This is a genomic window from Pseudomonas sp. EA_35y_Pfl2_R5 (genome assembly GCF_963970805.1).
Taxonomy (GTDB): domain Bacteria; phylum Pseudomonadota; class Gammaproteobacteria; order Pseudomonadales; family Pseudomonadaceae; genus Aquipseudomonas.
Genome location: NZ_CAXAOW010000003.1, coordinates 1 through 24,202, shown reverse-complemented (window position 1 = coordinate 24,202; position 24,202 = coordinate 1). Strand labels below are relative to the sequence as shown.

The following is a 24,202-nucleotide window of genomic DNA, read 5'->3' as shown; positions in this document are numbered from 1 at the left end:
GTGGATAACCTTGTGAACAGTTTCTCGATAACCCTGGCAAACGCCCAGCCCATGCGGCCTCACCACAGATCGGACATTTTTTGCCCACACAGCAAAAGACCATATAAATCAATGAGTTAAAAATGGCAAAGGGTTTCTGCAAGAGAGTTACCCTAACCCGTCACGGCCAATCTGCGAAATGTGCATAACCGTAACACCCCACACCCTACACATATCGTTTAAGACCCTCCAGTCAAGCGAAAAGTGCAGATTGTGACCCGCAGAAACGACAACGCCCCGTCGAGACGGGGCGCTGCGGGAAACGCTAGACGTTACTCTTGAGTGGCTGCGTCTTTGATCGCAATCAGCTCCAGATCAAACACCAGCACCGAGTTGGCTGGAATCGCCGGAGTCGGGCTCTGCTCGCCGTACGCCAGCTCGCTTGGGATGTAGAGTTTGTACTTCTCGCCAACGTGCATCAGTTGCAGGCCTTCAACCCAACCAGGGATCACACCGTTAACTGGCAAATCAATCGGGCTGCCACGCTCAACCGAGCTGTCGAACACGCTGCCATCAGTCAGCTTGCCTTCGTAATGAACAGTCACCACGTCAGTGGCTTTCGGCTGGGCGCCGTCAGACTTTTTCACGACTTCGTACTGCAGACCCGATTCAGTGGTCACTACGCCATCACGCTTGGCGTTGTCTTCGAGGAATTTTTTGCCTGCTTTGGACGACTCTTCGTTCAGCGCAACCATGCGCTCTTCGGCACGCTTCTGTAGGAAAGCAAAGGCTTCGATCAGCTCTTCATCTTTCAGACGCTGCTCTTTCTTGCCAATGGCGTCTTCGATGCCTTGGGCAACGGCGTTGGAGTCCAAGTCGTCCATGCCTTCCTGAGCAAGACTTTTACCCATATTCAGGCCAATGCCGTAGGACGCTTTCTGTGCCGGAGTTTCCAGGGTGACTTTGTTGGTTTGTGAATCGCAACCCGCGAGAACCAAACCTACCAGGGCGACCGCCGCTGCTAAACGATGCTGTTTCATGCTTGTTCCTTGTCCGGTGCGCCCTAGGGCTAATGGTGTGAAAGCGCGAGCTTAGCAGGCTGTCGCGATCACTGGCTACCGTGTTAGGAGGCAGAAAATGCGTATAAGTTCAGATGTTTAGCGGATTATTCAGAAAGGATTGTGCGAGGCGTTGCGATGTGTCACAGAGGGGATGAAGCGAGGAGAAAAATGGCGCAGCGGACGGGACTCGAACCCGCGACCCCCGGCGTGACAGGCCGGTATTCTAACCGACTGAACTACCGCTGCGCGTAACTTCAAAAAGCGAGTTGGTGGGTGATGACGGGATCGAACCGCCGACCCTCTGCTTGTAAGGCAGATGCTCTCCCAGCTGAGCTAATCACCCTTCACTCTCGAAGTGGGGCGCATTCTAGAGAGCGATCTTCACCTTGGCAAGCACTGTTTTGAAAATTTTTTATTGATGCAGCAAAGGCTTAGCGCAGACTTGGCCTCAGGCACCACTCGGGGGAATAATGCGCCCCGAATGCAACACACAGGTTGCCCAACGGGTCATAGCGCTGCGGCCAACCTGATACAGCACCCGCATAGGGCACTGACGACTTGTGATACCTGCCGCTGCCGGCAGGTCTGTTAATGGAGATACACCCTCTTATGTGGTTTCGTAACCTGCTGGTCTATCGCCTCACTCAGGACATCCCGTTTGATGCCGAGGCACTCGAAACGGCCCTCTCAGCCAAACCGGCCCGCTCGTGCGCCAGTCAAGAACTCAGCACCTATGGCTTTATCGCGCCCTTCGGTAAAGGCGGCGATGCGCCGCTGGTGCACGTTAGCGGTGATTTCCTGCTGATTGCCGCGCGCAAGGAAGAACGCATCCTGCCCGGCAGCGTGGTGCGCGATGCGCTGAAGGATAAGGTCGACGAGATCGAAGCCAAGCAGATGCGCAAGGTCTACAAGAAGGAGCGCGACCAGCTCAAGGACGACATCGTGCAGACCTTCCTGCCACGCGCCTTTATCCGCAAATCCGCCACCTTTGCCGCCATCGCGCCGAAACAGGGTCTGATCCTGGTTGACTCGGCCAGCGCCAAGCGCGCCGAAGACCTGCTGTCGACCCTGCGTGAAGCTATGGGCTCGCTGCCGGTACGCCCACTGACCGTGAAGATCGCACCCAGCGCGACCCTCACCGACTGGGTCAAAGTTCAGCAAGCAGCGCCAGATTTCCATGTGCTGGATGAGTGCGAACTGCGTGACACCCATGAAGATGGCGGCGTAGTGCGCTGCAAGCGTCAGGACCTGACCAGCGACGAAATCCAGCTACACATGAGCTCAGGCAAGCAGGTCACTCAGCTGTCCCTGGCCTGGCAGGACAAGCTGTCCTTCATGCTCGACGACAAGCTGGTGGTCAAGCGCTTGCGCTTCGAAGACCTGCTGCAAGATCAGGCCGAACAAGACGGCGGTGACGACGACCTCGGCCAGCAGGACGCCAGCTTCACCCTGATGATGCTGACCTTAGTGGACTTCCTCCCGGCGCTGTTCGAAGCCCTGGGCGGTGAAGAGATTCCGCAGGGGATCTAAACCGCTGCACGACTGCAGAGGAACCACTGGTCCTCTGCAGCTTGCCCTAACCCCGCCAATGTGCAAAATACTGCACAGCGTGAGGACGACCTCACCACTCTGCGAGTGATCACCACGGGACGGCCCCTCTATTGGTTTTGGAGGTTTGTATGTCCTGGTCCATTCTGCTGTTGGCCGGCCTGTTCGAAGTAGGCTGGGCTGTTGGCCTGAAATACACCGACGGCTTTACCCGCCCTCTCCCCACTCTCCTGACTGTTGCGGCGATCATCGTCAGCCTGGCATTGCTTGGCCTGGCCATGAAGGAATTGCCGCTGGGCACCGCCTATGCAATCTGGACCGGTGTTGGCGCCGTGGGTACGGTGATTGCCGGCATCATGCTGTTTGGCGAGGCCGTGACGCTGCTGCGTATCGCCAGCGTGGCGCTGATCGTCTGTGGCCTGATCGGGCTAAAACTCAGCCACTAGCCACTCAAAACGCACAAAAAAGCCCGCCAAATTGGCGGGCTTTTTCATCTCTGCGGTTTAACGCCGCTCACCGCGCAACTCAGCCACCTGGGCCTGCAGCAACTCGCGCTTGACCAGCTCGGGCGCAACCGGCGTACCGGCCACCAGGGTGATGCGCGACCACAGGCGCTTGAACAAGCCCTTGTGCGGGTCACGGCTGAAGAAGCTGCCCCACAAGCCCTGCAGCGCCATGGGAATCACTGGCACCGGGTTGGCCTCGACGATGCGCTCGATGCCGTTCTTGAACTCATTCAGCTCGCCATCGGTGGTCAACTTGCCCTCAGGGAAGATGCACACCACTTCGCCATTGCGCAGGTATTCGGCGATTTTCTTGAACGCGGCGTCATAGATCAGTAGGTCTTCGTTGCGCCCGGCAATCGGCACGGTGCCGGCGGTGCGGAAGATAAAGTTGAGCACCGGCAGGTTGTAGATTTTGTAGTACATGACAAAGCGCACCGGCCGGCGCACCGCACCGCCGATCAGCAGCGCATCGACAAACGACACGTGGTTGCACACCAGCACCGCCGCGCCTTCATCCGGGATCGCGTCCAGCCCCTTGTGCTCAACCCGATACATCGAGTGACTGAGCAGCCAGATCATAAAACGCATGCTGAATTCGGGAACGATCTTGAAGATGTAGCTGTTGACCGCGATGTTCATCAGCGAAATGGTCAGGAACAACTGCGGAATCGACAGCTCGGCGACGCTGAGAAACAGGATCGAGGCAACCGCCGAGATCACCATAAACAGCGCATTGAGGATGTTGTTGGCCGCAATCACCCGCGCCCGCTCATGCTCCACCGTGCGCGACTGGATCAGCGCATACAGCGGCACGATATAAAAGCCGCCGAACAGGCCGATGCCGAGAATCGAGCCGAGAATCCACCAGGCCTGGCCAATGCTCAGCACCGCCAGCCAGTCATGCGCCGCCGCTGCTTCGGGGAAGCCGCCGGAGAACCACCAGAGCAGAATGCCGAACAGGGTCAGGCCGATCGAGCCGAATGGCACCAGGCCGATCTCCACCTTGTGCCCGCTCATGCGTTCACAGAGCATCGAGCCCAGTGCGATGCCCACCGAGAACACGGTGAGGATCAGCGTGACCACGCTTTCATCGCCGTATAACCACTCTTTGGCGTAGGCCGGTATTTGCGTCAGGTACACCGCGCCGAGAAACCAGAACCAGGAGTTGCCCACCAGCGAGCGCGACACCGCCGGACGCTGGCCCAGGCCAAGCTTCATGATCAGCCAGGACTGACGCAGGATGTTCCAATCCAGCTTGAGCTGCGGCATCGCCGCTGATGCTGCAGGAATACCGCGACTGGCCAGATAACCGAGGACCGCCACCAGCACCACACAGGCCGCGACGATATGCGCGTAGCCGCTGCTGGCCATAATGATGCCCGCACCAATGGTCCCAGCGAGAATGGCCAGGAAAGTGCCCATTTCCACCAGCGCGTTGCCACCCACCAGCTCTTGTTCTTCGAGGTGCTGCGGCAAGATCGAATATTTCACCGGACCAAATAGCGCCGACTGGGTGCCCATGGCAAACAGCACCGCGAGCATTATTGGCAGGTTGCCGAGCAGCACACCGACGGCGCCGAGCAGCATGATCACAATCTCGGCGAGCTTGATCTTGCGGATCAGCGAGTCCTTGGCGAACTTCTCCCCGAACTGGCCGCCGAGGGCCGAGAACAGGAAGAACGGCAGGATAAACAGCAGTGCGCAGAGGTTGATCAGCAAGGCCTTGTCGGCCCCGGAGCTGATCTTGAACAGAATGGCGAGAATCAGTGATTGCTTGAAGATGTTGTCGTTGAAAGCACCCAACAGCTGGGTGATGAAAAACGGCAAAAAGCGCTCTTTACCCAGCAATGCGAATTGTGATTGTTCGGTCATCGTCCGTGTACCTGTCTGCAGTGGCCAAGCGGGTTGTCAGGCATTTGACTGCAAGAACACCTCACAAAGCCACAGCGAAACATACCTTTTGCTGCATTTTCTACAAATGCAGGGGGCAAATAACCCTGCTTACAGGGGCAACTGACCCAACAACCAACGCACTATAAAGAACACCAGCAGACCGCCGCCGATGGTAGCGAGCAGATGCCGAGTCAGCGCAGCGATGGCAATAGTCGCCAGCCCGGCCAACAGGTAGGCATTGTCCAGACTGAACGCCCACTGCTGACCATCGGGAATCAGCATGCCCGGCAGCACAATGGCGCTCAGCACGGCGGTCGGCACGTAATGCAGGCCCTGACGCACCAGCGGCGGGAAACACAGATCGGGAAAGGCGAACAGACTGTAGCGAATCGCAAAGGTGATCAGCGCCATGCCGAAAATCAGTAGCCAGATATCCATTAGGCGCCCTCCCCGGCAGTGACCGGCGCTTTACCGCGCTCAAACCATACGCCAATCGAGATACCGCTGAGGGCAGCCGCCATCAGCCCCAGCTTGTAAGGCCAGGCGTGGCACAGCAGCGCCACCGCACCGGCTACAAGGGCAGCAGCGATCTGCGGTTGGCTGCGCAGCGCCGGCACCACGATGCCTATGAAGGTCGCCAGCATGGCGAAGTCCAGGCCCCAACCCGCCAGGTTCGGCACGCTCTGGCCAAATAGCGCACCGACCAGCGAGCTGGACACCCAGGACAGGTACAGCGCCAACGCCACACCGGCGTGATACCACTGGCCGTGCTCGGTCATGCCACGGGCGAGGTAACGGCGCTGCACCACGGCGAAGGTTTCATCAGTCAAGCCAAACGCCAACGGCACCCGCCAACGCTGCGACAACCTGCCGACATAAGGCTGCAACGCCGCGCTGTAGAGCACATGGCGCAGATTGACCACCAGCGTGGTAAGCAGAATCACCACTGCGCCACTGCCCAGGGTCAGCAGGCTGATGGCAATAAACTGCGCCGAGCCGGCATACACCAGTAGCGACATACCGACCGCCTGCCCCAGGCTCAGCCCAGCCAGGCTAGCCAGCGCGCCATAGATCAGACCAAACGGCAGAATGCCGACAATCATCGGGATACTGTCGCGAACTCCATAGAGAAACTGCTGTAAACGGCTCATGCGCCCTCCTTTGCTGCACAGCCTGGCGCATTGCGGCCGCGCCGTCTTGAACAATCTTGCGCAGGGATAACAGCGCAAACTGACCTACCGCAATACAGCCAGGTACTCGCTGGCTAAACTGCCAGCACTCTTCACCCAGGACGCGCCCATGCCGGAAGCCCTCGACACCCTGCTGAATTTCGCCAGTGCCCTGGCCGCCGGCCTGCTGATTGGCGCTGAACGCGGTTGGCAGGGGCGTAATACCGAGGACTCCCAGCTGGTTGCGGGAATCCGCACTTTCGCCCTGAGCAGCCTGCTCGGCGCCTTCGCCATGCTCCTGGGCAAGCACTTCGGCGTGGTCGCTTGGGCGGCGATCTTCGCCGGCTTCGCCGGCTTCGCCCTGTTGGTGATTGCCTCTTACTTTGGCGAACTGCAACGTCTGGGTGATCTGGGCCTGACCAGCGAAGTGGCTCTACTAATCACCTTTCTGCTCGGCAGTATGGCCATGGCCGGCTATGCCGGACTGGCTGCAGGCGGTGCCGTAACGGTGGCCCTGCTGCTGAGCCTTAAACAGTCGTTACACAGTGCCCTGCAACGGCTCAGCGAAGCGGAACTGTCTGGCGCACTGAAACTGCTGTTTATTTCCCTGGTGTTGCTGCCGGCGCTGCCCAACCAGGGCTACGGCCCCTGGCAGTCCTTCAATCCCTACGCCATCTGGTGGATGGTGGTGCTGATCGCAAGTATCGGCTTTGCTGCCTACGTCGCAATTCGCCTGGTGGGGATGCGTAGCGGCCTGTTGATCACGTCTCTACTCGGCGGCATGGTGTCTTCCACCGCCATGACTGTGACCCTGGCTCGGTTGGCAGCAGGCCGCAATCTACAAGCCATTCTGGCCTGCGGACTGCTCGCCACCTCGGCGCTGATGTTTCCGCGCATCCTGCTTGAGGTTGGCCTGGTCAATGCCAGCCTGCTGCCTCAGCTGGCCTGGCCGCTGGGCATCGCCACTCTGGTATACGCGGGCGGCGCGCTGCTGTACTACCGCCGCGCCGGCACGGAGAGTAAAGAACAAGCCGAACCGCCGCTGAAAAACCCCTTCGAGCTGCGCCCGGCGCTGCGCTTTGCCGCGTTGCTGGCGCTGATTCTATTGATGGTCGAAGGCGCGCAACACTGGCTGGGCGATGTCGGCGTTTATCTGGTGGCGCTGCTCTCGGGGCTGGCCGATGTGGATGCCATCACCCTGTCGCTAGCCCGCAGCGCCAAGGGCGAATTGCATGCTCAGGTAGCGGTGCAGGGAATCTTTCTCGCAGCGCTAAGCAACAGCCTGGTAAAAGGCTTTCTGGTCGCGCTGATCGGTGGCCGCAAACTGGCGCTAATGACCCTGCCGGTGATGGCTGCCGGCTTGCTGGCCGGCGCGGCGGCATTACTGCTGCCCGCATAGCCGCCCCTGTAAAACGCCCCCAACCAAGGGCTGGACTTGCTTTGCCAAGCAGCTCATCTGCCCACGCACAACCCGCGCATAGCCCTATTGCAGAGGGGTTACAACCGCCTCAGTAACACCGTAACAGGCCCTGCTGTTAGCCCAAAAGTTGGCTAGGCAGATACCTCCCGAGCGTCCAACACTGCCCGCGACATCCAATGATGTAACGGTCAGCCATGACAATCCGGAGACGCCGCATGCCCATCGACCTCGCCTTTATCACCCAGAGCTACTCACTAACGCTCGCTCTGCTTAAGGCAGCCGTATGAACGCGCCAGCAGTGCTGCCATATAAAGAGCTGCAGGCCGAACAGCTGTGGGTTCAGGGCGATAGCGTGCAGCTGGCGGCCTATCGCTGGGGCAAGCCAAACGGCCCGACTCTGCTGCTGGTGCACGGCTACCCGGACAGCCACGAAATCTGGCTGCCACTGGTGCGCGAACTGGCAGGTGATTACCAGATCATTGCCTACGACGTGCGTGGCTTTGGCGCATCGGATATTCCACGCAAGCGCCTGGACTATCACCTGGAGAAACTGGCCAATGATCTGGAGGCGGTGATCAAGGCCCTCAGCCCCTACCAGCCGGTGCACCTGGTGGCCCATGACTGGGGTTCGATTCAGGCCTGGGAGGCGGTTACCGAACCACGAATTCAACCTCTGCTGGCCTCCTACACCAGCATCTCCGGGCCTTGCCTGGACCATGTCGGCCACTGGATGCGCGACCGGCTCAAACAGAAGACTCCGCGCGCGCTGCTGCAGGTGCTCGGACAACTGCTCAGTTCCTGGTATATCGCCCTGTTTCACACCCCACTGCTGCCCGAGCTGACCTGGAGTCTGGGCCTTGACCGCGCCTGGCCGCAGCTGCTGCGCAAGGTCGAAGGGCTACGCAATGTGCCGATCAGCCGCAGCCAACGCTCCGATGGCGTGCACGGGGTCAAGCTGTACCGCGCCAACTTTATCCGCAGCCTGTTGCAGCCGCGTCAGCGCCACACCCAGGTGCCTGTGCAACTGATCGTGCCGACCCGCGACCGCTTCGTGCGCCCGCAACTGTTCGACCAGCTGCAGCACTGGGCGCCGAAACTGCAACGGCGCGAGGTAAATGCCGGGCATTGGCAACTGCTGGCCGAGCCGTTGCAACTGGCAGCCTGGCTGCGTGAGTTCACCGCTCAGGTACAAAGCGGCGCAGGCAGCAATACGCCCGCCCGCGTGAATCTGACGAGTTGATAAGGAGAGTCGAGATGAGCGAACAGCACCGCCTGGAACAACGCAAAGTACGCTTCGACTTTGCCAACACACCGCTGCACTGGGTACCGAACGAGCCGGAAGCCTCTCATATCATGAACAGCCTGCACCTGATTCTGCCGGCTGGAGAGTTCTGGTTCTGCCGGGTCTACAACAAGGCCCTGCCACTCGTCACCGACTCGCAGTTGCGCGAAGACGTACAAGGTTTCGTCAAACAGGAAGCGCAACACGCCCGTGCCCACGACAGCGCGCTAACGCCCTACCTGCTGCGCCACGGCATCGACCCAACGCCGTTCACCGGGCCGATTCACTGGCTATTCGAGCGCGTGCTGTGCGACTTTCCCCTCGGCAACAACGCCATCAGCCGCGCCCTGCAGCCCTGGTGGCTGCGTCAGCGGGTCGGCCTGATCGCAGCAGTGGAACACTTCACCTGTGTGCTGGGCGACTGGATCATTACCACCCGCAGCCTGGATCACGCCGACCCGATAATGCTCGACCTGCTGCGCTGGCACGGTGCAGAGGAAGTCGAACACCGCAGCGTGGCCCATGACCTGCACGTACATATCGGCGGCAGCCTGCTGATGCGCTGGGTATATATGCTGATTGCCACGCCAGCGCTGATCTTCCTGTTCAGCACCGGGATGAAAACCATGATGCGCCAGGACCCGGTCACCCGTTACCGTCCAGGCTTTCTGCGCCTGTGGTACCACCTGGGCAAGCGTGGCTTGCTGCCGCGCATGGGCAGTATCGGCAGCTCAGTATTGCGCTATTTCAACCCCAGTTATCACCCACGCAGCGAAGGCGATATCCGCGTGGCGCTGGACTACCTGGCCAACTCACCTGCGGCGCAACGCGCACTGAAGGAACAGACGCTGGCCCTGTAGGAGCGGCCCACGGCCGCGAAATGGTCCGCGTCCGCGCGGACATGAATGAGGCGTTCCCGCCGCTACCACGGGCAGTAATACCGCCCTACTCGGCCGCCTCATCATCCAGCACCACCACCCCGGCGGCCTGTTCGAGCAACTCGGTAGGCAGGCTCTTGCTGGCACGGGCGCCGAGCAGCTTGAGGTTTTCCACCCGGCTGATGATATTGCCGCGACCTTCACAAAGCTTGTTACGCGCGCCGGCATAGGCTTTATCCAGCTGCTGCAGGCGTGCGCCCATTTCATCCAGATCCTGGATAAAGGCGACGAACTTGTCGTACAGCGCCCCGGCGCGCTCGGCAATCTCGCGGGCGTTCTGGCTCTGCCGTTCCTGCCGCCACAGGCTGTCGATCACCCGCAAGGTAGCCAGCAGCGTAGTCGGGCTGACGATCACGATATGTTGATCAAAGGCCTCCTGAAACAGACCCGGATCGGCTTGCAATGCTGCGGCGAAGGCTGCTTCGATCGGCACAAAGAGCAGGACGAAATCCAGGCTGTGCAGGCCTTCCAGTCGCTGGTAGTCCTTGAGCGACAAGCCCTTCAAATGGCTGCGCAGCGACAGTACATGCTGCTTGAGCGACAGCTGCCGGCTCGCGTCGTCCTCGGCAGCAATATATTGCTGGTAAGCGGTGAGGCTGACCTTGGCGTCCACCACCACCTGCTTGTCGCCGGGCAACTGGATCAGCACGTCCGGCTGGAAGCGCTCGCCATCGGCGCTCTTTAGGCTGACCTGGGTCTGATACTCGCGTCCCTTCTCCAAGCCGGCGTGCTCCAGCACCCGCTCCAGCACCAGTTCGCCCCAGTTGCCCTGGGTTTTCTGGCCCTTGAGGGCGCGGGTCAGGTTGGTAGCCTCATCGCCAAGACGCTGGTTGAGCTGCTGCAAACGCTCCAGCTCCTTGCCCAGGGAAAAGCGCTCGCGGGCTTCCTGCTGATAACTTTCTTCCACACGTTTTTCGAAGAACTGGATACGCTCCTTGAGCGGGTCGAGCAACTGGCCGAGCTGCTGCTGACTGGTCTCGGCAAAACGCTGCTCGCGCTCATCAAAGATCTTCCCGGCCAATTCAGCGAACTGCGCGCGCAGCTCATCACGCGAGCCTTGCAGGTCGCTCAGGCGCTGTTGATGGCTGTCCTGTTGTTCTTTGAGCTCGGCGCTGAGGGCCGCGCGCTGGGCGTCCAGACGGCGGATTTCGCCTTCCTGCTGTTCGCGCTGACGGGCCCAAGTCTGGGCGGCTTCGCGGGCAATTTGCCGCTCTTGTTGCAACAAGTCAGCCTCGCGGCGCAGCGCCGCCAGCTCGGCTTGCTGATCAGCCTTGATCTCGCCGACCTCGGCGACCTCCTCGCGGCAGTCCTCAAGTTGCGCCGCGATGCCGGCATGGGCCAGCTGCGCGTTATTCAAGCGCTCCTGCAGCAGGCTGAACTCCAGCTGTTGACTAGCCAGACGCCGCTGCAGCGACCAAGCCATATAGAGAAGAGGAAGTGCTGCGCTGGCAAAACCGAGCAGCGCAGGTGCCAGTGCAGTGGACAGATCGATGGGCATAAGCAGCTCCGCATAAAAGCACTGGCAGTATAACCAGTATTCTTACAGAGCGACCCTTGCGTCGGAGCCCGCTCAAAGGATCGCGAGCCTGTTTTTAACGCAGCAGGACCGACGCTCAGCAGGCTTTGAGCGGGTTCTATAGCCGTTTAAGCAGTTGCTGCGCTTCTGGCGAACCCTGCCCCGCAGCCAGCTCCAGCCAATGGCGGGCCTGCTGCGGTTCACTATTACGCGGCTGGCTATACAGCTGACCAAGCTCCAGCTGGGCACCCATATCACCAGCGCGGGCAGCCTGACGCAACAGCTCAAAGCCCATGCGCCGATCACGCGGGTTGCCGCAATCACGGCAGAGCATTTGCCCCAGTCGGCTCTGCGCCTGCACCACACCCTGTAAGGCAGGCTGCTTGAGCAAATGCCCGGCAAAGCGTTTGACGCTGGGAGCATGGCCGAGTCGAGGACTGTCCAGGAGCCAGAGCGCCACACGAGTGGGCAGGCGAGGAACAGTGGTTGCAGCGATAGGTAATCGAGTGATCGCGCGAGGCATAAAAAACAGAGGTAGCCGGAAAGGCGCGCAACTCTACTCCTTTTTTCGCCAAGGTAAAGCCTTGCAAAAAGCGCCAACCTGCGGTCTAGAGCAAGCGCTGGGCTTAATCCACAGAAGCTGTGGATAACTTCGTGGATAACATGGGAGCAAGCGCTCTCAGCGCCTATGGCATGGGGCCCAAGGTCAAACTGGTGGTTTTTTCACCAGCACAAAAAAACCATATATTTCATTGGCTTATAAAATCAATAAAAAGAATCAAAGGTTTACGTCAAGCAATGCATCCTGCTTGACAAGGCGCATCGCAATTGTGCACAAGTCGCTGCGTCACGCCGCCACACTGCCCTTTTTCAGGGCAAAACGCCCTGAGAAAGCCGCCCTATATAGGGTCTGATGCCGTTTCGTCGCGGCCGCATTGCTGCGAAACGGCATCGACCCTAAGCCGGGCGCGGCAGGCGGCCATCCACCTGATAGGCATCCAGGCGGAATACTCTGGGGGTATCTGGAACCTGGGCATTTTTGAAGGCGACATACTCATCGGTGGTTTCGCAAAGCCAGCTCAGCAGATTGCGCGGGCGCTTTTCTGCCAAAGCGCCAGGAACGAATAGCGCAACATTGTTACCCGCCAACAGGCAACGCGCCGAACGGTATTCAAATGCCTCAACTCCTGCCTCACGCATGGCTGCGCCCACCGCCTGGCAAGGTTGATAAGCGCTGGCATGACAGAGCTCAGCCTGGAAGTCCGCAAACGGCGGATGCTGCAACTGAATGCCACGCTCAACCTGATAGCGCGCCTCGAAGGTGCAATGCTCGGAAAGGATGCGCCCACTCGGCGGCGCGATGCTCATGCCATCCCAGAGCAGAAAGCGGTAATAGGCCGCCTCGGCCATAGCGGTGTCGATACGCAGCGCGCCATAGAACAGGCTCGGCTCATGCACTGAACCAAAGCGCGAGCCCCAGCGCAGCGGCGGATAACGGAATGGGGTTTTCAGCAGGTAATGCAGCGGCTCGGCGCTCTGCGGCAACGGCGGCTTGCTGGTTTCCAGCAACTCCTCAAGGAGCGCCTGCTCGGCAAGAGTATCCACCAGCTGCAGGGTGGCGACCTGGGTCTGACTCTCGACCAGACGCACCAGACGTCCACGTAGCGGTTTGATCTGGGCCGGGCCTTGGCAGTGTTGCCAAATATCCATGAGGGGGCGTTGTCCTTAACTTTATTATTGTTGGGTGCAGCGCGCTCTAGCCTTTGCCACGAATCGCATCGAGGTATTCGACCACCCGCACCAGCCCCTGCACCTGCATCATCAGGGATAAGGGCGGCGCATCCAGATGGCGGTTATCGGTGCGCAGAAAATGCTGCATATCCGCCAGGTTGCCGCCGAACAGGGCAAATAATGAGCGGTATACGCGAATGAGCAGCAGGGCCAGTTCACCAGTCTTGCTGTGCACACGCAGGCCACCCTCGGCCCAGCGTGAAATGGCTGTACGGTGTACGCCAATGATGTCCGCCAGTTCTTGTTGGGTCAGGCCCAGTTGTTCGCGGGTATTGAACAGCGCCTTGGCCAGCACCGCATCGGCGTCGGCAACCGGTCGAATCAATGCGCTCATCACGGCCTCCTACCTCTCAATGTCTGTTTACAGCAAAACTACCACTAGATGATGTGATTGCACAGCACAGAATAACCTGTGATTGGCAGCCTGCCAGACATGGGTTAACGTCCCTGCCACGCAACTCCTCACTATGGATCAGTGCTTATGCCCGGCCGGCGCACCTGGCTGCGACTTATCAGTTGCTTGGTTTTACTGCTCATACTGCTCAGCACTTACAGTTATCTGAGCCTGAGCCGCCTGCTCGAACGCGAGCAGATCAAACACCTCGAATGGCGCGGCCTGGGCCTATCCACCCAGGGCATCCTGCTTGAACAACTCAGCCTGCAGCACCCCAGCGGCACACTGCAGCTGCAACAGGTGCAATTGCGCTGGAGTGGATTCAGCCTGACGCTACCCTTCTGGCAGCAGGTGCAGATCACGGGCCTGCAACTGTACCTGCCCTCTCAACCAGCGCCAGCAGCCGACGAACGCACAGATTTTGTGCTGCCACTGGAGCAGCTCAGCGACGTTATCAACCTATTGCCGCAACGCTTACAGATCGATGCACTGCAGATCGAGCTGCCCTGCCCCGACACCCGCTGCCAACTGCTGGGCGATCTGTTGCTCGTCAAAGATGCAGAGTGGCTTGATGCGCAGCTCAACCTGCAGCACCAGCAGGACCAACTGAACTGGCACGTGCAGTTACAGGACGACGGTGCAGCGGCAGAGCTGCAACTAAACCTGGCGATCAATCAAGAACCACAGCTGCGGCTTAGCAGCAGCCTGCAACAGAGTGCCGTCGGGCAACTCTGGCAAGGTGATTTCACCGGCGACTTGCAGCAAAGCAAAGCGCTGCACAGCTGGCTAAGCCAATGGCTGCCCGCCGCTGCAGGCCAGTTTCCGGGGGCGCCGACGGCCGCGCAACTTAAAGGGCGATGGCAGCTACAGCTTGCGCCTGGCCCGCTTAACTTGGCGCAGCTGCAGCAGGTCAGCGGCCAATTGCAGGTCAGCGCCGACCTGCCGGAGCCGTGGCCAATCCCCGCTATTGGTCAGTTGCAGGGTCGCTTCGATCTTTCCGCCAAGGCGTTGGATGGACAGTGGCTGGCCGATAGCCTAAGCGCCGAACTCCACCTCAAACAGATTGCCAGTGACCTGATTAGCGACGTACCGATAGAGCTGCACCCCGAAGCGTTGCAGCTCACCATTCCGGCCACGCAAACACCCGACAACCTGGCTGCACAACTGATTGCTCGTGCCCTGCCCTTGCAACTTCAGCTGAGTGGCCAAGGGCGTAGCCAATTCGAGTTAAAGGGCACGTTGATCCTGGCCAATGGCATGCCTTGGGGGCTGCAGCTGCTGGGTGGCAGCCTTAGCGCATCCACCCCGGCATTTCAGTTAGCCGGCTGGAAGATCGGCGCACTGCAGGCGCAGTTGCATCTCGACGCGTTTCTGGATGCACAACAGCTGGATCTTGCCCTCGACAAAGGCTCACAGCTCAGCTTGAAGCACCTGCGCGGTGCGGATGTGCAGGCGCAGCAACTTGAGGCCAGTAGCAACGGGCTGAAACTGCAGGCACAACTGGCGGCAGGCGCGCTGCAAGACTGGCAATTAAAAGGTCCCCTTGACCTCAGTGCGCAGCTGCAGCATGGGCAATTACACCCCCAGCGCTGGCACTGGAAAGGGCCCGTGAATGCCAGCCAAGTGCAGGTGGAGCTGGACGGCACGCTGCGCAACGATGCCGGACTGCAACTCAAGCTGCAGGCGCGGCACAACAGCACCAAGGGCCTAAGCCTACAAGCGCAATTGGCAGAGCTGTTTCTGCGCGGCGGCAACCCTTTAAAAGACAGCTTCACCGCCTGGCCTGCCCTGTTGGACCTGAACAACGGTCGCCTGAATGCCAACGCCAGCCTGACCCTAGCCAGTGATCAACAGCTGCCCACGGTCAAACTCGAACTCACCGGCAAGGGCCTGGACGGGATTTATGACCGTACCGCACTGGAGGGCCTGGACAGCCGTATCAATGTGCGAGTCGACCCCAAACAGCTGCAGCTTGAATTGAGCGAGCTGCGGCTGGCTCAGGCCAACCCTGGCATACCGCTGGGCCCAGTACAGCTCAGCGGCAGCTACAGCGCGGCGCTGCAAACACCGACCCAAGGCCAACTCCAGCTGCGCCAGGTCGAAGCAGCGCTGATGGGCGGCAAGCTGCAACTGGCACCCGGCCAATGGAGCCTGGCCGCAGAGCCGCTGCTATTCCCCGTACAGGTTCAGGGCCTGGAACTTGAGCAGCTGTTTACCCTCTACCCCACAGAGGGGCTGGCAGGCACAGGCACCCTCGATGGTCGTTTGCCGCTGCAGATCAGCAGCCAAGGCATAACCATCGAACAAGGCCAGCTGGCAGCCCGCGAACCCGGTGGGCGCTTGCAGTTCCAATCAGAACGTATCCGCGCCTTGGGCCGCAGCAACCCGGCGATGCAACTGGTGACCCAATCGCTGGAGGATTTTCGCTTTACGACCCTGAGCAGCCAAGTCAACTACGATCAGCAAGGCAAGTTGGCGCTGGCCATGCGCCTGGAGGGGCAGAATCCGGCCATCGAACAGGGCCGGCCGATCCACTTCAATATCAATCTGGAAGAGGACATTCCGACCCTGCTGGCCAGCCTGCAACTGACCGACAAAGTCAGCGATATCATCAAGCAGCGTGTGCAACAGCGTATGCTGGAACGCAATGCCAAAACGGCCCCAACAGAGCCATGACCAAGGAGAAGCGCCATGCGCTTGCGTAGTTGTTTCGCCGTCCTGCTACTAGGGCTACTCAGCACGGCCTGTACCCCGACCGTGCAGCTGGCGATGCCCAACGCGCCGATCAACATCAACCTCAATGTGAAGATCGAGCACGAAATCTATATCAAGGTGGATAAAGCCCTGGACAGCATGTTCAGCGAATCCAGCGGATTGTTCTAAGGAGCCCGAGCATGAACCTCTATAAACGCCTTGCCAGCCTGTTGCTGCTGCTCAGCCTGAGCCTGCCGGCCGTAGCCCTGAACCTCAACGAAGCCATGTCCGCCCTGGGCAACGCCAAAGCCAGCGGCCAATTGGGCGAAATGCCCAATGGTTATTTGGGTGTGGTGAGTAACAGCGGCCAGGCCGCCGAAATCGCCCTGTTGATCAACCAGGCGCGCCGCGCCGAATACCAGAAGCTGGCGGCGCAGAACGGCATCCAGCTCAGCGATGTGGAAGCGATTGCTGGGCAGAAAGCCATCGATAAAACGCCGGCCGGACAGTACATCCAGCTTGAAGGTAAATGGCAGCGCAAATAGCTTGCCGTAAGCGAGCCAGATCTGACGGCCGGGGGCAGTTACCTCCCCGGTCCCTTGGCCAGCTCGACCTGTAGCCAATCAACAAACACCTGAGTCAAACGCTGACGACGTTTGCGCTCAGGCAGCACCAGGTAATAGCCCATCTCTGAATGCGCAACTTCATCGCCGACCCGGCACAGCAGGTTTTGCGTCAGCAGTTCATCGACCAGGTGCCGCCAGCCGATGGCCACGCCTTGCCCGGCAATAGCTGCTTGAATCAGCAGCGTGTAGTTATCGAAACGCAGGCTGCCAGGACTCGGCGTCTGCTGCAGGCCAAAGGCGCGAAACAGCCCCGCCCAATCGAACCAGCGCGAGCGGTTCTCCGGGCGCAAATGCAGCAGCGGCAAACTAGCCAGCGCAGCGGGTGGCAAAGGCAGCGTTTGCCCCTTGAGCAGTTGCGGGCTACACACCGGGAACACTTCTTCGCAAAACATCAGTTGCGCCTCGGCATGCTTGAATCGCCCATCACCGAAGTTGATCGCCACATCGATCTCCGCCGGCAATGTGCCCTGATCACGCTCGCTGGTAATCAGGCTGACATCCACCTCCGGGTGCAACTGGTGGAAGCGTTGCAAGCGCGGCATCAACCAGTACGCGGCAAAGGCAAAATCAGTGGCCACCTGCAGCACCTCATGTTGCTGTTGCGCGGTGACCGCCAACAGGCCGGCATCCAGACTTTGCAGACCATCCTGCACATAACTGAGCAACAGCTCGCCGGCATCGGTAAGGGTAATGCCCCGGTAAACCCTATCAAACAGGCGCGTGGCCAGTTGCTGTTCCAGCCGTTTGATCTGCTGGCTGATTGCCGGCTGGCTGGTGCCCAGCTCACTGGCAGCGGCAGTAAAACTCAGCTGGCGTGCGGCGGACTCGAACACCCGCAGCACATCCAATGACACTCCATCGATGCGCTCAAACATAAGCTCAGGTTATCCAATGCATCTACTGACGGCAGGTTTACCCAGCTTTTACTAAGCCGGATGATCAAGCCAGCACTGTCGCATAAATCTTTTATATGGAATACCGGCTGCTATGAAACGCCCGAACATCCTCTTTATCATGGCCGATCAGATGGCCGCGCCGATTCTACCGCTGCACGATGCCGCCTCACCGATCCAGATGCCCAACCTGATGCAACTGGCCGCCGATGCCGTGGTATTCGATGCTGCCTATTGCAACAGCCCTCTTTGTGCACCTTCGCGCTTCACCCTGGTCAGCGGCCAGCTGCCCTCGAAGATCGGCGCCTACGACAACGCCGCCGACTTCCCCGCTGATGTACCAACTTACGCCCACTACCTGCGAAGCCTCGGGTACCGCACCGCGCTGTCGGGCAAGATGCACTTCTGCGGCCCGGACCAGCTGCATGGTTATGAAGAGCGCCTGACCAGCGACATCTACCCCGCAGATTACGGCTGGGCGGTGAACTGGGACGAACCGGACGTGCGCGCCAGCTGGTACCACAACATGTCCTCGGTGCTGCAGGCAGGCCCGTGCGTGCGCACCAACCAGCTGGACTTCGATGAAGAGGTGGTGTTCAAGGCCCAGCAGTACCTCTATGACCACGTGCGCAGTGGCAGCGAGCAACCGTTCTGCCTGACCGTATCGATGACCCACCCGCATGACCCCTACACCATCCCAGCCGAGTTCTGGGACCTATACCGCGACGAGGACATCCCGCTGCCGCGCCACACCATCGCGCAGGCCGCACAGGACCCACACTCGCAGCGCCTGATGAAAGTCATCGACCTGTGGGACAAGCCATTGCCCGAGCAGAAGATCAAAGATGCGCGGCGCGCCTACTTCGGCGCCTGCAGCTATATCGACAGCAACATCGGCAAGCTGCTGAAGACCCTCAAGGACTGCAACCTGAGCGATGACACCATCATCGTGTTCTCTGGCGACCACGGCGACATGCTGGGTGAGCGTGGCCTCTGGTACAAGATGCACTGGTTTGAAATGGCCGCCCGCGTGCCGCTATTGGTGCATGCACCGAAGCACTTCGCCACGCACCGGGTCAGTCAGAGCGTATCCACCATGGACTTATTGCCAACCCTCGTGGAGTTGGCCGGCGGCACACTGCAAGCCGACCTGCCACTAGACGGGCGTTCGCTGCTGCCACACCTGCAGGGTAACGGTGGCCATGATGAGGTACTGGGTGAATACATGGCCGAAGGCAGTAACAGCCCGCTGATGATGATCCGCCAGGGCGAGTGGAAATTTATCTACTCCGAACGGGATCCACTGCTGCTGTTCAACCTGCGCCACGACCCGCAGGAGCGCGAAAACCTCGCAGGGTCCGCCGAGCATCAAAGCCTGCTGGCCGACTTTATCAACCAAGCACAGGCGCGCTGGGATATGCCGGCGATTCATCAGGCCACTCTGGCCAGCCAACGTCGTCGGCGCTTTGTTGCCAGCGCCCTGACCCACGGCCGCCTGACAAGTTGGGACCATCAACCGATGGTCGACGCCAGCCAGCAGTACATGCGCAACCACATTGATCTCGACGACCTCGAACGTCGCGCCCGTTTTCCGCAACCCTGATTGCACACCACTGCCGCGTTGATCCGAAACTAATAACTAAGAGGACATATGCCATGCATAAATTCAGCACAGCACTTATCAGCGGCCTGTTACTGGCCACCAGCAGCTACACCTTCGCCGAAGACGCCAGTTGCGCCACGGTGAAACTCGGCGATCCGGGCTGGAGTGATATTGCCGTGACCAATGGCATCGCCAGCTTCCTGCTCGATGGTCTGGGCTACAAGGCGCAGCCGCAGACCCTGGCCGTACCGATCATCTTCGCCGGGCTGCAGAAAGGTCAGGTGGATGTATTTCTCGGCAACTGGATGCCGGCGCAGCAGAGCAACTACGACAAGTTCGTGACCACCGGTGAAGTCGACCAGGTGGTGGAAAACCTCAGCGGCACCGAGTACACCCTGGCCGTGCCCACCTACGCCTATGAGGCTGGGGTGAAAACCTTTGCCGATCTCGACCAGCATGCCGAAAAATTCAAGCACAAGATCTACGGTATCGGTTCCGGCGCACCGGCCAACGAGTCGATCCAGAAGATGATTGCGGCCGACGAGTTCGGTCTCAAGGACTGGAGCCTGGTCGAGTCCAGCGAACAGGCCATGTTGGTGCAGGTCGGCCGCGCGGTGAAACGCGAGCAGTTTGTGGTGTTCCTCGGCTGGACGCCGCACCCGATGAACGTGCAGTACGACATGCGCTACCTCAAGGGCGGCGAGAAGTACTTCGGCGCCAGCGGCAGCGTCAACACCCTGGCCCGTAAAGGCTACGCCGCGCAGTGCCCGAATGTCGGCAAGCTGCTGAGCAACCTGAAATTCACCCAGGAGATGGAGAACGCCATCATGGATAAAGTGCTGAGCAAGCAGGCCAGCAACGATGAGGCGATCAAGGCCTGGATCAAGGCCAATCCGGCGGTGGTGGCCGGCTGGCTCGAAGGTGTAACCAGCCGCAGCGGCGATAATGGCCTGGCCGCAGTCAACGCCAAACTTTGAACCGGCCGGCTTGATTCCCTAAAGTAGACGGGCCGCTGCTATGCAGCGGCTTTGTCCATCGTCCGCACAAGAAGTCCACGCATGCCATTGTTCCTCCTTCAGTCTCTGCTGCCCTTTCTGCGCTGGCTGCCGCATTGCAGCAAACGCAGCCTCGGTAAAGACCTGCTGGCGGGGCTCAACGGCGCCATCCTGGCGCTGCCGCAATCCATCGCCTACGCCCTGATCGCCGGGCTGCCGCCGCAATATGGCCTGTACGCGGCTATCGTGCCGGTGCTGATTGCCTGCCTGTGGGGCTCATCCAGTTTTCTGATCTGCGGACCAACCGCCGCGATTTCCATTGTGCTGTTCAGCAGCGTCAGCCCGATGGCGACACCGGGCAGCGACAACTTTATCGCCCTAATTCTGCTGCTGACCCTGCTGGCTGGCGTATGCCAATGGCTGCTCGGCCTGCTGCGCTTCGGTGCGCTGGTGAATTTCGTTTCGCATTCAGTGGTGCTCGGCTTCACCCTGGGCGCGGCACTGGTGATCGGCATCGGTCAGCTGCCCAACCTGCTTGGTCTCACCGTCACCAGCCAGGCCACGGCGCTGATGAGCCTGCTCAGCCTGGGCGAGCACCTGGCCGAGAGTGATTGGCGCACCCTGGCCGTAGCACTTTTCACCTTAAGCATCAGCCTGTTGAGCAGGCGTCTGTGGCCCCGTGCGCCGGCCTTGCTTATTGGTATTGTTGCCGCCAGCCTGCTGGTCGTGGCCTGGCCTGAACAGCTTGAGCACGTCGCGCTGGTCAGCCGTTTTGCAGGCAGCCTGCCGCCCTTCGCCCTGCTGGATTTCAACCTTACACACATCCTGCAACTGCTGCCCGCAGCCGTGGCCTGCGGCTTGCTCGGCCTGGTCACCAGCCTGTCGATTGCCCGCGCTCTGGCGGATAAGTCCCAACAGCTGCTCGATGCCAATCAGGAAGTTCGCGCCCAGGGCCTGTCGAATATTATTGGGCCCTGGTTCAGCGGCTCGCTGTCGGCCGGCTCCTTCACCCGCTCGGCGCTCAACCAGCAAGCTGGTGCATGCTCGCCGATGGCCGGGGTGTTCGCCGCCTTGCTGGTGGCGCTGTTTGCCCTATACGGCAGCCGACTGTTCGCCTATGTGCCGATCCCTGCCATGGCAGCAAGCATTCTGCTGATCTGCTGGGGGCTGTTCGACCTTAACGCCTTCAAGGCCTTGAAGCGCGTAAGCCGTAGCGAGTTTCTGGTGATGCTGCTGACCGTGCTGGCAACCCTGGTGCTGGAGCTGCAAAGCGCCATCTATGCCGGCGTGCTGGCTTCACTGATCGTCTACCTCAAGCGCACTTCGCAGCCGCGCATACGCCAGTGGCAGGACGGCGAGCAGGAATGGCTGTGTATCGAAGGTTCGATCTTCTTCGGCGCCTGCCACTACCTTCAGCAACGCCTGCAACGCAGTTGCGCGCCTTGGGTGATGATCGATGCGCGGCATATCAACTTTATCGACTACGCCGGCATCACCATGCTGCATCAGGAAGCGCGCCGCCTGCATAGCCAGCAACGCCATCTGGTGCTGCACCACGCACGGTCGCAGGTGATCGATGAAATTCGCAAACTGGAAGGCGCGGAGCGCTGCCCCGTGCAGTTCGCCAACTAGCAGGCGCCAGGGCCAGCAGGATATCGGCGTAAAAAGTGCAACTGGGCCCCAAGGCCTCGTCCAGTTCGAGGGCGCGGTTACCAAGGCCAAACAGCGTCGGTCTGCGACCGCCCGTGCTTGCTTTACTTCAAGCGGTAGCGCGCCAGCTCCGCTGGCGTCAGCACACGCATGCGCCGTGGCTCGGTGCTGTTGATCGCCTCAAGCAACTCCGGCGGAATCTGCATTTCTTTAAAGTAAGCAGCCTGAGTACCCCGGCTCGGCCCATAGGCGGACGCCGAATGCACAGAATCGCTGCCCGCATAATACGGCCGGTGAATGCCCACATAACCGCGCACAGTCTTCGCGTGGCCCGCCGCCAGCAGGTACACGCAGCTGCCCTGGCACACCCCGGTGGACGGCACCAGAGCATCGAAGCCGGTTTCCCGCAGCAAGCGCCCCATGCGAATGGCCTCGGACAAGCTGCCGCCGATGCTGTCAAGCATGATGAACTTCTTCGCATACTGCCCGGGGTTGGCTTTAATGCCCTTGAGCAGCGCCTCGTAATCGCCCGGCGCAATATCCTCGGATACCTTGGCCACGAGTATCCGCCCAAGACTCTTATGCAGCCCGGCCTGCACCTCGACCTTGGCCAACGCGGCGCTCGAACACAGCGCCGCCACGCAAATAATCACAGCCTGAAACACAGTACGACTCATAAACCCGATAAATCCTTAAGCGATGCAGTCAACGGATGGGCGAAGATACCTGTTGCCGGGCAATCGCGCATAATTTGCAGCGTTTGGCGTATACCTCGGCAAACCCGGCCTGCCCAATCCAAGCCGTAAGCAACGCCGCTACCAACCGCTCAAGTGAGAATTACCGTGGCCCCGATGTTTGAAATCCAGCAGCGCACTCCTGAAATCTACCGCCAGCAAACCCGCCGTAGCACCCTGACTATCGCGGCGATTTTCGTCGCCCTGGCCATGCTGCTGTCGAGCAGCGCCGTGCTGCTGTTCGGCACCCCAGGCGGCGACAACTTCCGCTGGAACCTCGGCGGGGTTATCGCAGCCTTAGTGCTGACCGTAGCCCTGGTGCGCGTGCTGCTCTGGCCACAGCCCTTTATGGCTGCAGCCGTATACGGTTGGAGCCTGAAACGCAGTCTGATGCGCATCACCAACCTGATGCACCACGTCAAAGCCGGCGTCGCCGCCCGCGACCCCGCCGCCATGCAGCTGCTGCGCTTCTATCACCTGGGCCTGACCCAAATGCACCAGCTTGAGGGCAACACCAGTGCCCTCAGTGAAGTGGTGGCGGAAATTAATAAGCACAAGGAGCGCATGGAGGAGCTGGATATGGATACCGAGCAGCCGCGACTCTATTCGGACTGGCTTGAAGCCGTGAAAAAGATCCAGCCCCTGCCCCGCTAAAGTTGATATCGGTCGGCATGCGCTGCACGGAAGCACTTTTTACTGAGACACATCATGAAGCCACTCATAACCCCGCCGCATGGCCACCTCACCCACTCCTGGCAACGCGGATGGCACAACCTGAACCTGCCTGCACCAGCCGGTTTATTCGAACGCCTGCTGGCCGCTTATAACGAGCCGCATCGCCACTACCACACGCAGCAACATCTCATGGAATGCCTCGAACATTTCGATGCGGCGCTCGCTTTTGCGGCCGAACCTGGCGAAGTGGAAATCGCGCTGTGGTTTCACGATGCGATCTACGCGCTGCGCGGATCAGACAATGAACTGCGCAGCGCCGACTGGGCCGTGCAGGAATTGGCGGCAAGCGGAGCTACAACGCAGGCTCAGGCGCGCGTTCACGGCCTGATCATGGCGACCCGCCATAACGCCACACCCAGCGATGCCGATCAGCAACTGCTCGTCGATATAGACCTGGCCATACTCGGTGCCACGCCTGAGCGCTTTAACGAATACGACCGCCAGGTACGCGCCGAATACAGCTGGGTGCCGGGCCTGTTGTACCGCATCAAACGCAAGTCAGTGCTCAAGCACCTCCTCACACGCGACCACCTCTACAGCACAAGCCACTTCCGGGATCGATACGAGCAACAGGCCAGGATCAATCTGCAGACGGCGATTGGATAAGCGCGACCGAGGGGGTGCTTTTATTAGGCTATGTCCCAATCGCGTGTTGCATGGTCCGACCAACCGCCTCCTGGATACAGTGAACGGGCTGAATACGCTGCTGATAGCGTTCAAGCATGCGGCGCCAGCCCAGGTAGTTCGGGAGGTAGCGGCTGGCGACACCATGAAA

23 protein-coding genes, 2 tRNA genes and 1 pseudogene are annotated in these 24,202 nt (G+C 60.1%); 13 read left to right on the top strand and 13 right to left on the bottom strand.

Going from position 1 to position 24,202, the window contains the following annotated elements:
- Positions 1-311: 311 nt before the first annotated feature.
- The 3 genes from AACX99_RS07315 to AACX99_RS07305 all read right to left on the bottom strand — a co-directional run bounded on the left by AACX99_RS07315 (position 312) and on the right by AACX99_RS07305 (position 1,383).
- Positions 312-1,019, bottom strand: a complete 708-nt coding sequence (locus AACX99_RS07315; RefSeq protein WP_339410633.1) for an FKBP-type peptidyl-prolyl cis-trans isomerase — start codon at positions 1,017-1,019, stop codon at positions 312-314.
- A 190-nt stretch (positions 1,020-1,209) separates the two neighbouring features.
- Positions 1,210-1,286, bottom strand: a tRNA-Asp gene (locus AACX99_RS07310).
- A gap of 21 nt (positions 1,287-1,307) precedes the next feature.
- Positions 1,308-1,383: transfer RNA gene (locus tag AACX99_RS07305), tRNA-Val, on the bottom strand.
- A gap of 266 nt (positions 1,384-1,649) precedes the next feature.
- Between AACX99_RS07305 and rdgC the strand changes: the two genes are divergently transcribed.
- Together rdgC and sugE are read left to right on the top strand one after the other, a co-directional pair.
- The gene (gene rdgC, locus AACX99_RS07300; protein ID WP_339410631.1) at positions 1,650-2,570 is read left to right on the top strand and encodes a recombination-associated protein RdgC; all 921 of its coding nucleotides are present in this window, start codon (positions 1,650-1,652) and stop codon (positions 2,568-2,570) included.
- Between the two features lie 149 nt (positions 2,571-2,719).
- The gene (sugE, locus tag AACX99_RS07295; protein ID WP_339410629.1) at positions 2,720-3,034 is read left to right on the top strand and encodes a quaternary ammonium compound efflux SMR transporter SugE; all 315 of its coding nucleotides are present in this window, start codon (positions 2,720-2,722) and stop codon (positions 3,032-3,034) included.
- Positions 3,035-3,091: 57 nt separating this feature from the next.
- Here the strand turns inward: sugE and AACX99_RS07290 are convergent, their stop codons facing one another.
- The 3 genes from AACX99_RS07290 to AACX99_RS07280 all read right to left on the bottom strand — a co-directional run bounded on the left by AACX99_RS07290 (position 3,092) and on the right by AACX99_RS07280 (position 6,138).
- Positions 3,092-4,966 carry an MFS transporter gene (locus AACX99_RS07290; protein ID WP_339410627.1) on the bottom strand — a complete coding sequence of 625 codons (1,875 nt, stop codon included), beginning with the start codon at positions 4,964-4,966 and terminating at the stop codon, positions 3,092-3,094.
- A 129-nt stretch (positions 4,967-5,095) separates the two neighbouring features.
- Entirely contained in the window at positions 5,096-5,425 is a 330-nt protein-coding gene (locus AACX99_RS07285) for an AzlD domain-containing protein (protein WP_339410625.1), read from the bottom strand.
- A complete protein-coding gene (locus AACX99_RS07280; protein WP_339410623.1) occupies positions 5,425-6,138 on the bottom strand; it encodes an AzlC family ABC transporter permease in 714 nt (237 codons plus the stop codon). Before AACX99_RS07280 ends, AACX99_RS07285 begins: the two co-directional genes overlap by 1 nt.
- A gap of 148 nt (positions 6,139-6,286) precedes the next feature.
- Between AACX99_RS07280 and AACX99_RS07275 the strand changes: the two genes are divergently transcribed.
- The 3 genes from AACX99_RS07275 (at position 6,287) to AACX99_RS07265 (ending at position 9,718) form a co-directional block, all read left to right on the top strand.
- Positions 6,287-7,555 carry an MgtC/SapB family protein gene (locus AACX99_RS07275; RefSeq protein WP_339410621.1) on the top strand — a complete coding sequence of 423 codons (1,269 nt, stop codon included), beginning with the start codon at positions 6,287-6,289 and terminating at the stop codon, positions 7,553-7,555.
- Between the two features lie 304 nt (positions 7,556-7,859).
- Positions 7,860-8,816, top strand: coding sequence for an alpha/beta fold hydrolase (locus AACX99_RS07270; protein ID WP_339410619.1), 957 nt, complete (start codon positions 7,860-7,862; stop codon positions 8,814-8,816).
- A gap of 14 nt (positions 8,817-8,830) precedes the next feature.
- Entirely contained in the window at positions 8,831-9,718 is an 888-nt protein-coding gene (locus AACX99_RS07265; RefSeq protein ID WP_339410617.1) for a metal-dependent hydrolase, read from the top strand.
- Positions 9,719-9,803: 85 nt separating this feature from the next.
- Here the strand turns inward: AACX99_RS07265 and rmuC are convergent, their stop codons facing one another.
- The 4 genes from rmuC to AACX99_RS07245 all read right to left on the bottom strand — a co-directional run bounded on the left by rmuC (position 9,804) and on the right by AACX99_RS07245 (position 13,437).
- The gene (gene rmuC, locus AACX99_RS07260) at positions 9,804-11,168 is read right to left on the bottom strand and encodes a DNA recombination protein RmuC (RefSeq protein ID WP_339411444.1); all 1,365 of its coding nucleotides are present in this window, start codon (positions 11,166-11,168) and stop codon (positions 9,804-9,806) included.
- 262 nt (positions 11,169-11,430) lie between these two features.
- On the bottom strand, positions 11,431-11,835 hold the full coding sequence (locus tag AACX99_RS07255) for a tetratricopeptide repeat protein (RefSeq protein WP_339410615.1): 405 nt from the start codon (positions 11,833-11,835) through the stop codon (positions 11,431-11,433).
- Positions 11,836-12,269: 434 nt separating this feature from the next.
- Entirely contained in the window at positions 12,270-13,022 is a 753-nt protein-coding gene (locus tag AACX99_RS07250; protein WP_339410613.1) for an RES family NAD+ phosphorylase, read from the bottom strand.
- 46 nt (positions 13,023-13,068) lie between these two features.
- Positions 13,069-13,437, bottom strand: a complete 369-nt coding sequence (locus AACX99_RS07245; protein WP_339410611.1) for an antitoxin Xre/MbcA/ParS toxin-binding domain-containing protein — start codon at positions 13,435-13,437, stop codon at positions 13,069-13,071.
- A gap of 147 nt (positions 13,438-13,584) precedes the next feature.
- On the opposite strand from AACX99_RS07245, the gene AACX99_RS07240 reads away from it, so the two are divergent.
- Genes AACX99_RS07240 through AACX99_RS07230 form a run of 3 tightly spaced genes read left to right on the top strand, consistent with a single transcriptional unit; the run spans position 13,585 to position 16,736 of the window.
- Positions 13,585-16,173 (top strand): intermembrane phospholipid transport protein YdbH family protein, encoded by a 2,589-nt coding sequence (locus tag AACX99_RS07240; protein ID WP_339410609.1) that lies wholly within the window; start codon positions 13,585-13,587, stop codon positions 16,171-16,173.
- Between the two features lie 15 nt (positions 16,174-16,188).
- Positions 16,189-16,380 (top strand): YnbE family lipoprotein, encoded by a 192-nt coding sequence (locus tag AACX99_RS07235; protein WP_339410607.1) that lies wholly within the window; start codon positions 16,189-16,191, stop codon positions 16,378-16,380.
- 11 nt (positions 16,381-16,391) lie between these two features.
- Positions 16,392-16,736, top strand: a complete 345-nt coding sequence (locus tag AACX99_RS07230) for a YdbL family protein (RefSeq protein WP_339410605.1) — start codon at positions 16,392-16,394, stop codon at positions 16,734-16,736.
- A 38-nt stretch (positions 16,737-16,774) separates the two neighbouring features.
- Here AACX99_RS07230 and AACX99_RS07225 read toward each other — a convergent pair whose 3' ends face one another.
- The gene (locus AACX99_RS07225) at positions 16,775-17,692 is read right to left on the bottom strand and encodes a choline sulfate utilization transcriptional regulator (protein ID WP_339410603.1); all 918 of its coding nucleotides are present in this window, start codon (positions 17,690-17,692) and stop codon (positions 16,775-16,777) included.
- Between the two features lie 112 nt (positions 17,693-17,804).
- Here AACX99_RS07225 and betC point away from each other — a divergent pair, with 112 nt between their 5' ends.
- From betC to AACX99_RS07210, 3 genes are all read left to right on the top strand, one after another.
- Positions 17,805-19,313 (top strand): choline-sulfatase, encoded by a 1,509-nt coding sequence (gene betC / locus AACX99_RS07220; RefSeq protein WP_339410601.1) that lies wholly within the window; start codon positions 17,805-17,807, stop codon positions 19,311-19,313.
- 53 nt (positions 19,314-19,366) lie between these two features.
- Positions 19,367-20,290: a choline ABC transporter substrate-binding protein gene (choX, locus tag AACX99_RS07215; RefSeq protein WP_339410599.1), complete on the top strand. Its 924-nt coding sequence runs from the start codon at positions 19,367-19,369 to the stop codon at positions 20,288-20,290.
- A gap of 81 nt (positions 20,291-20,371) precedes the next feature.
- Positions 20,372-21,940: a SulP family inorganic anion transporter gene (locus tag AACX99_RS07210; RefSeq protein ID WP_339410598.1), complete on the top strand. Its 1,569-nt coding sequence runs from the start codon at positions 20,372-20,374 to the stop codon at positions 21,938-21,940.
- A 122-nt stretch (positions 21,941-22,062) separates the two neighbouring features.
- Here the strand turns inward: AACX99_RS07210 and AACX99_RS07205 are convergent, their stop codons facing one another.
- The gene (locus tag AACX99_RS07205) at positions 22,063-22,635 is read right to left on the bottom strand and encodes a hypothetical protein (protein WP_339410597.1); all 573 of its coding nucleotides are present in this window, start codon (positions 22,633-22,635) and stop codon (positions 22,063-22,065) included.
- A gap of 174 nt (positions 22,636-22,809) precedes the next feature.
- Between AACX99_RS07205 and AACX99_RS07200 the strand changes: the two genes are divergently transcribed.
- Together AACX99_RS07200 and AACX99_RS07195 are read left to right on the top strand one after the other, a co-directional pair.
- On the top strand, positions 22,810-23,346 hold the full coding sequence (locus AACX99_RS07200; RefSeq protein ID WP_339411442.1) for a DUF3087 domain-containing protein: 537 nt from the start codon (positions 22,810-22,812) through the stop codon (positions 23,344-23,346).
- 54 nt (positions 23,347-23,400) lie between these two features.
- Positions 23,401-24,033 (top strand): HD domain-containing protein, encoded by a 633-nt coding sequence (locus AACX99_RS07195; RefSeq protein WP_339410596.1) that lies wholly within the window; start codon positions 23,401-23,403, stop codon positions 24,031-24,033.
- Positions 24,034-24,061: 28 nt separating this feature from the next.
- On the opposite strand, the pseudogene AACX99_RS07190 reads toward AACX99_RS07195, so the two are convergent.
- Positions 24,062-24,202: pseudogene (locus AACX99_RS07190) on the bottom strand (IS1595 family transposase); the annotation flags it as partial.

Excerpts from the sequence above, each read along its gene's own strand:
- AACX99_RS07315 (WP_339410633.1), bottom strand. The coding sequence starts at position 1,019 with ATGAAACAGCATCGTTTAGCAGCGGCGGTCGCCCTGGTAGGTTTGGTT.
- rdgC (WP_339410631.1), top strand. The coding sequence starts at position 1,650 with ATGTGGTTTCGTAACCTGCTGGTCTATCGCCTCACTCAGGACATCCCG.
- sugE (WP_339410629.1), top strand. The coding sequence starts at position 2,720 with ATGTCCTGGTCCATTCTGCTGTTGGCCGGCCTGTTCGAAGTAGGCTGG.
- AACX99_RS07290 (WP_339410627.1), bottom strand. The coding sequence starts at position 4,966 with ATGACCGAACAATCACAATTCGCATTGCTGGGTAAAGAGCGCTTTTTG.
- AACX99_RS07285 (WP_339410625.1), bottom strand. The coding sequence starts at position 5,425 with ATGGATATCTGGCTACTGATTTTCGGCATGGCGCTGATCACCTTTGCG.
- AACX99_RS07280 (WP_339410623.1), bottom strand. The coding sequence starts at position 6,138 with ATGAGCCGTTTACAGCAGTTTCTCTATGGAGTTCGCGACAGTATCCCG.
- AACX99_RS07275 (WP_339410621.1), top strand. The coding sequence starts at position 6,287 with ATGCCGGAAGCCCTCGACACCCTGCTGAATTTCGCCAGTGCCCTGGCC.
- AACX99_RS07270 (WP_339410619.1), top strand. The coding sequence starts at position 7,860 with ATGAACGCGCCAGCAGTGCTGCCATATAAAGAGCTGCAGGCCGAACAG.
- AACX99_RS07265 (WP_339410617.1), top strand. The coding sequence starts at position 8,831 with ATGAGCGAACAGCACCGCCTGGAACAACGCAAAGTACGCTTCGACTTT.
- AACX99_RS07255 (WP_339410615.1), bottom strand. The coding sequence starts at position 11,835 with ATGCCTCGCGCGATCACTCGATTACCTATCGCTGCAACCACTGTTCCT.
- AACX99_RS07250 (WP_339410613.1), bottom strand. The coding sequence starts at position 13,022 with ATGGATATTTGGCAACACTGCCAAGGCCCGGCCCAGATCAAACCGCTA.
- AACX99_RS07245 (WP_339410611.1), bottom strand. The coding sequence starts at position 13,437 with ATGAGCGCATTGATTCGACCGGTTGCCGACGCCGATGCGGTGCTGGCC.
- AACX99_RS07240 (WP_339410609.1), top strand. The coding sequence starts at position 13,585 with ATGCCCGGCCGGCGCACCTGGCTGCGACTTATCAGTTGCTTGGTTTTA.
- AACX99_RS07235 (WP_339410607.1), top strand. The coding sequence starts at position 16,189 with ATGCGCTTGCGTAGTTGTTTCGCCGTCCTGCTACTAGGGCTACTCAGC.
- AACX99_RS07230 (WP_339410605.1), top strand. The coding sequence starts at position 16,392 with ATGAACCTCTATAAACGCCTTGCCAGCCTGTTGCTGCTGCTCAGCCTG.
- AACX99_RS07225 (WP_339410603.1), bottom strand. The coding sequence starts at position 17,692 with ATGTTTGAGCGCATCGATGGAGTGTCATTGGATGTGCTGCGGGTGTTC.
- betC (WP_339410601.1), top strand. The coding sequence starts at position 17,805 with ATGAAACGCCCGAACATCCTCTTTATCATGGCCGATCAGATGGCCGCG.
- choX (WP_339410599.1), top strand. The coding sequence starts at position 19,367 with ATGCATAAATTCAGCACAGCACTTATCAGCGGCCTGTTACTGGCCACC.
- AACX99_RS07210 (WP_339410598.1), top strand. The coding sequence starts at position 20,372 with ATGCCATTGTTCCTCCTTCAGTCTCTGCTGCCCTTTCTGCGCTGGCTG.
- AACX99_RS07205 (WP_339410597.1), bottom strand. The coding sequence starts at position 22,635 with ATGAGTCGTACTGTGTTTCAGGCTGTGATTATTTGCGTGGCGGCGCTG.
- AACX99_RS07200 (WP_339411442.1), top strand. The coding sequence starts at position 22,810 with ATGTTTGAAATCCAGCAGCGCACTCCTGAAATCTACCGCCAGCAAACC.
- AACX99_RS07195 (WP_339410596.1), top strand. The coding sequence starts at position 23,401 with ATGAAGCCACTCATAACCCCGCCGCATGGCCACCTCACCCACTCCTGG.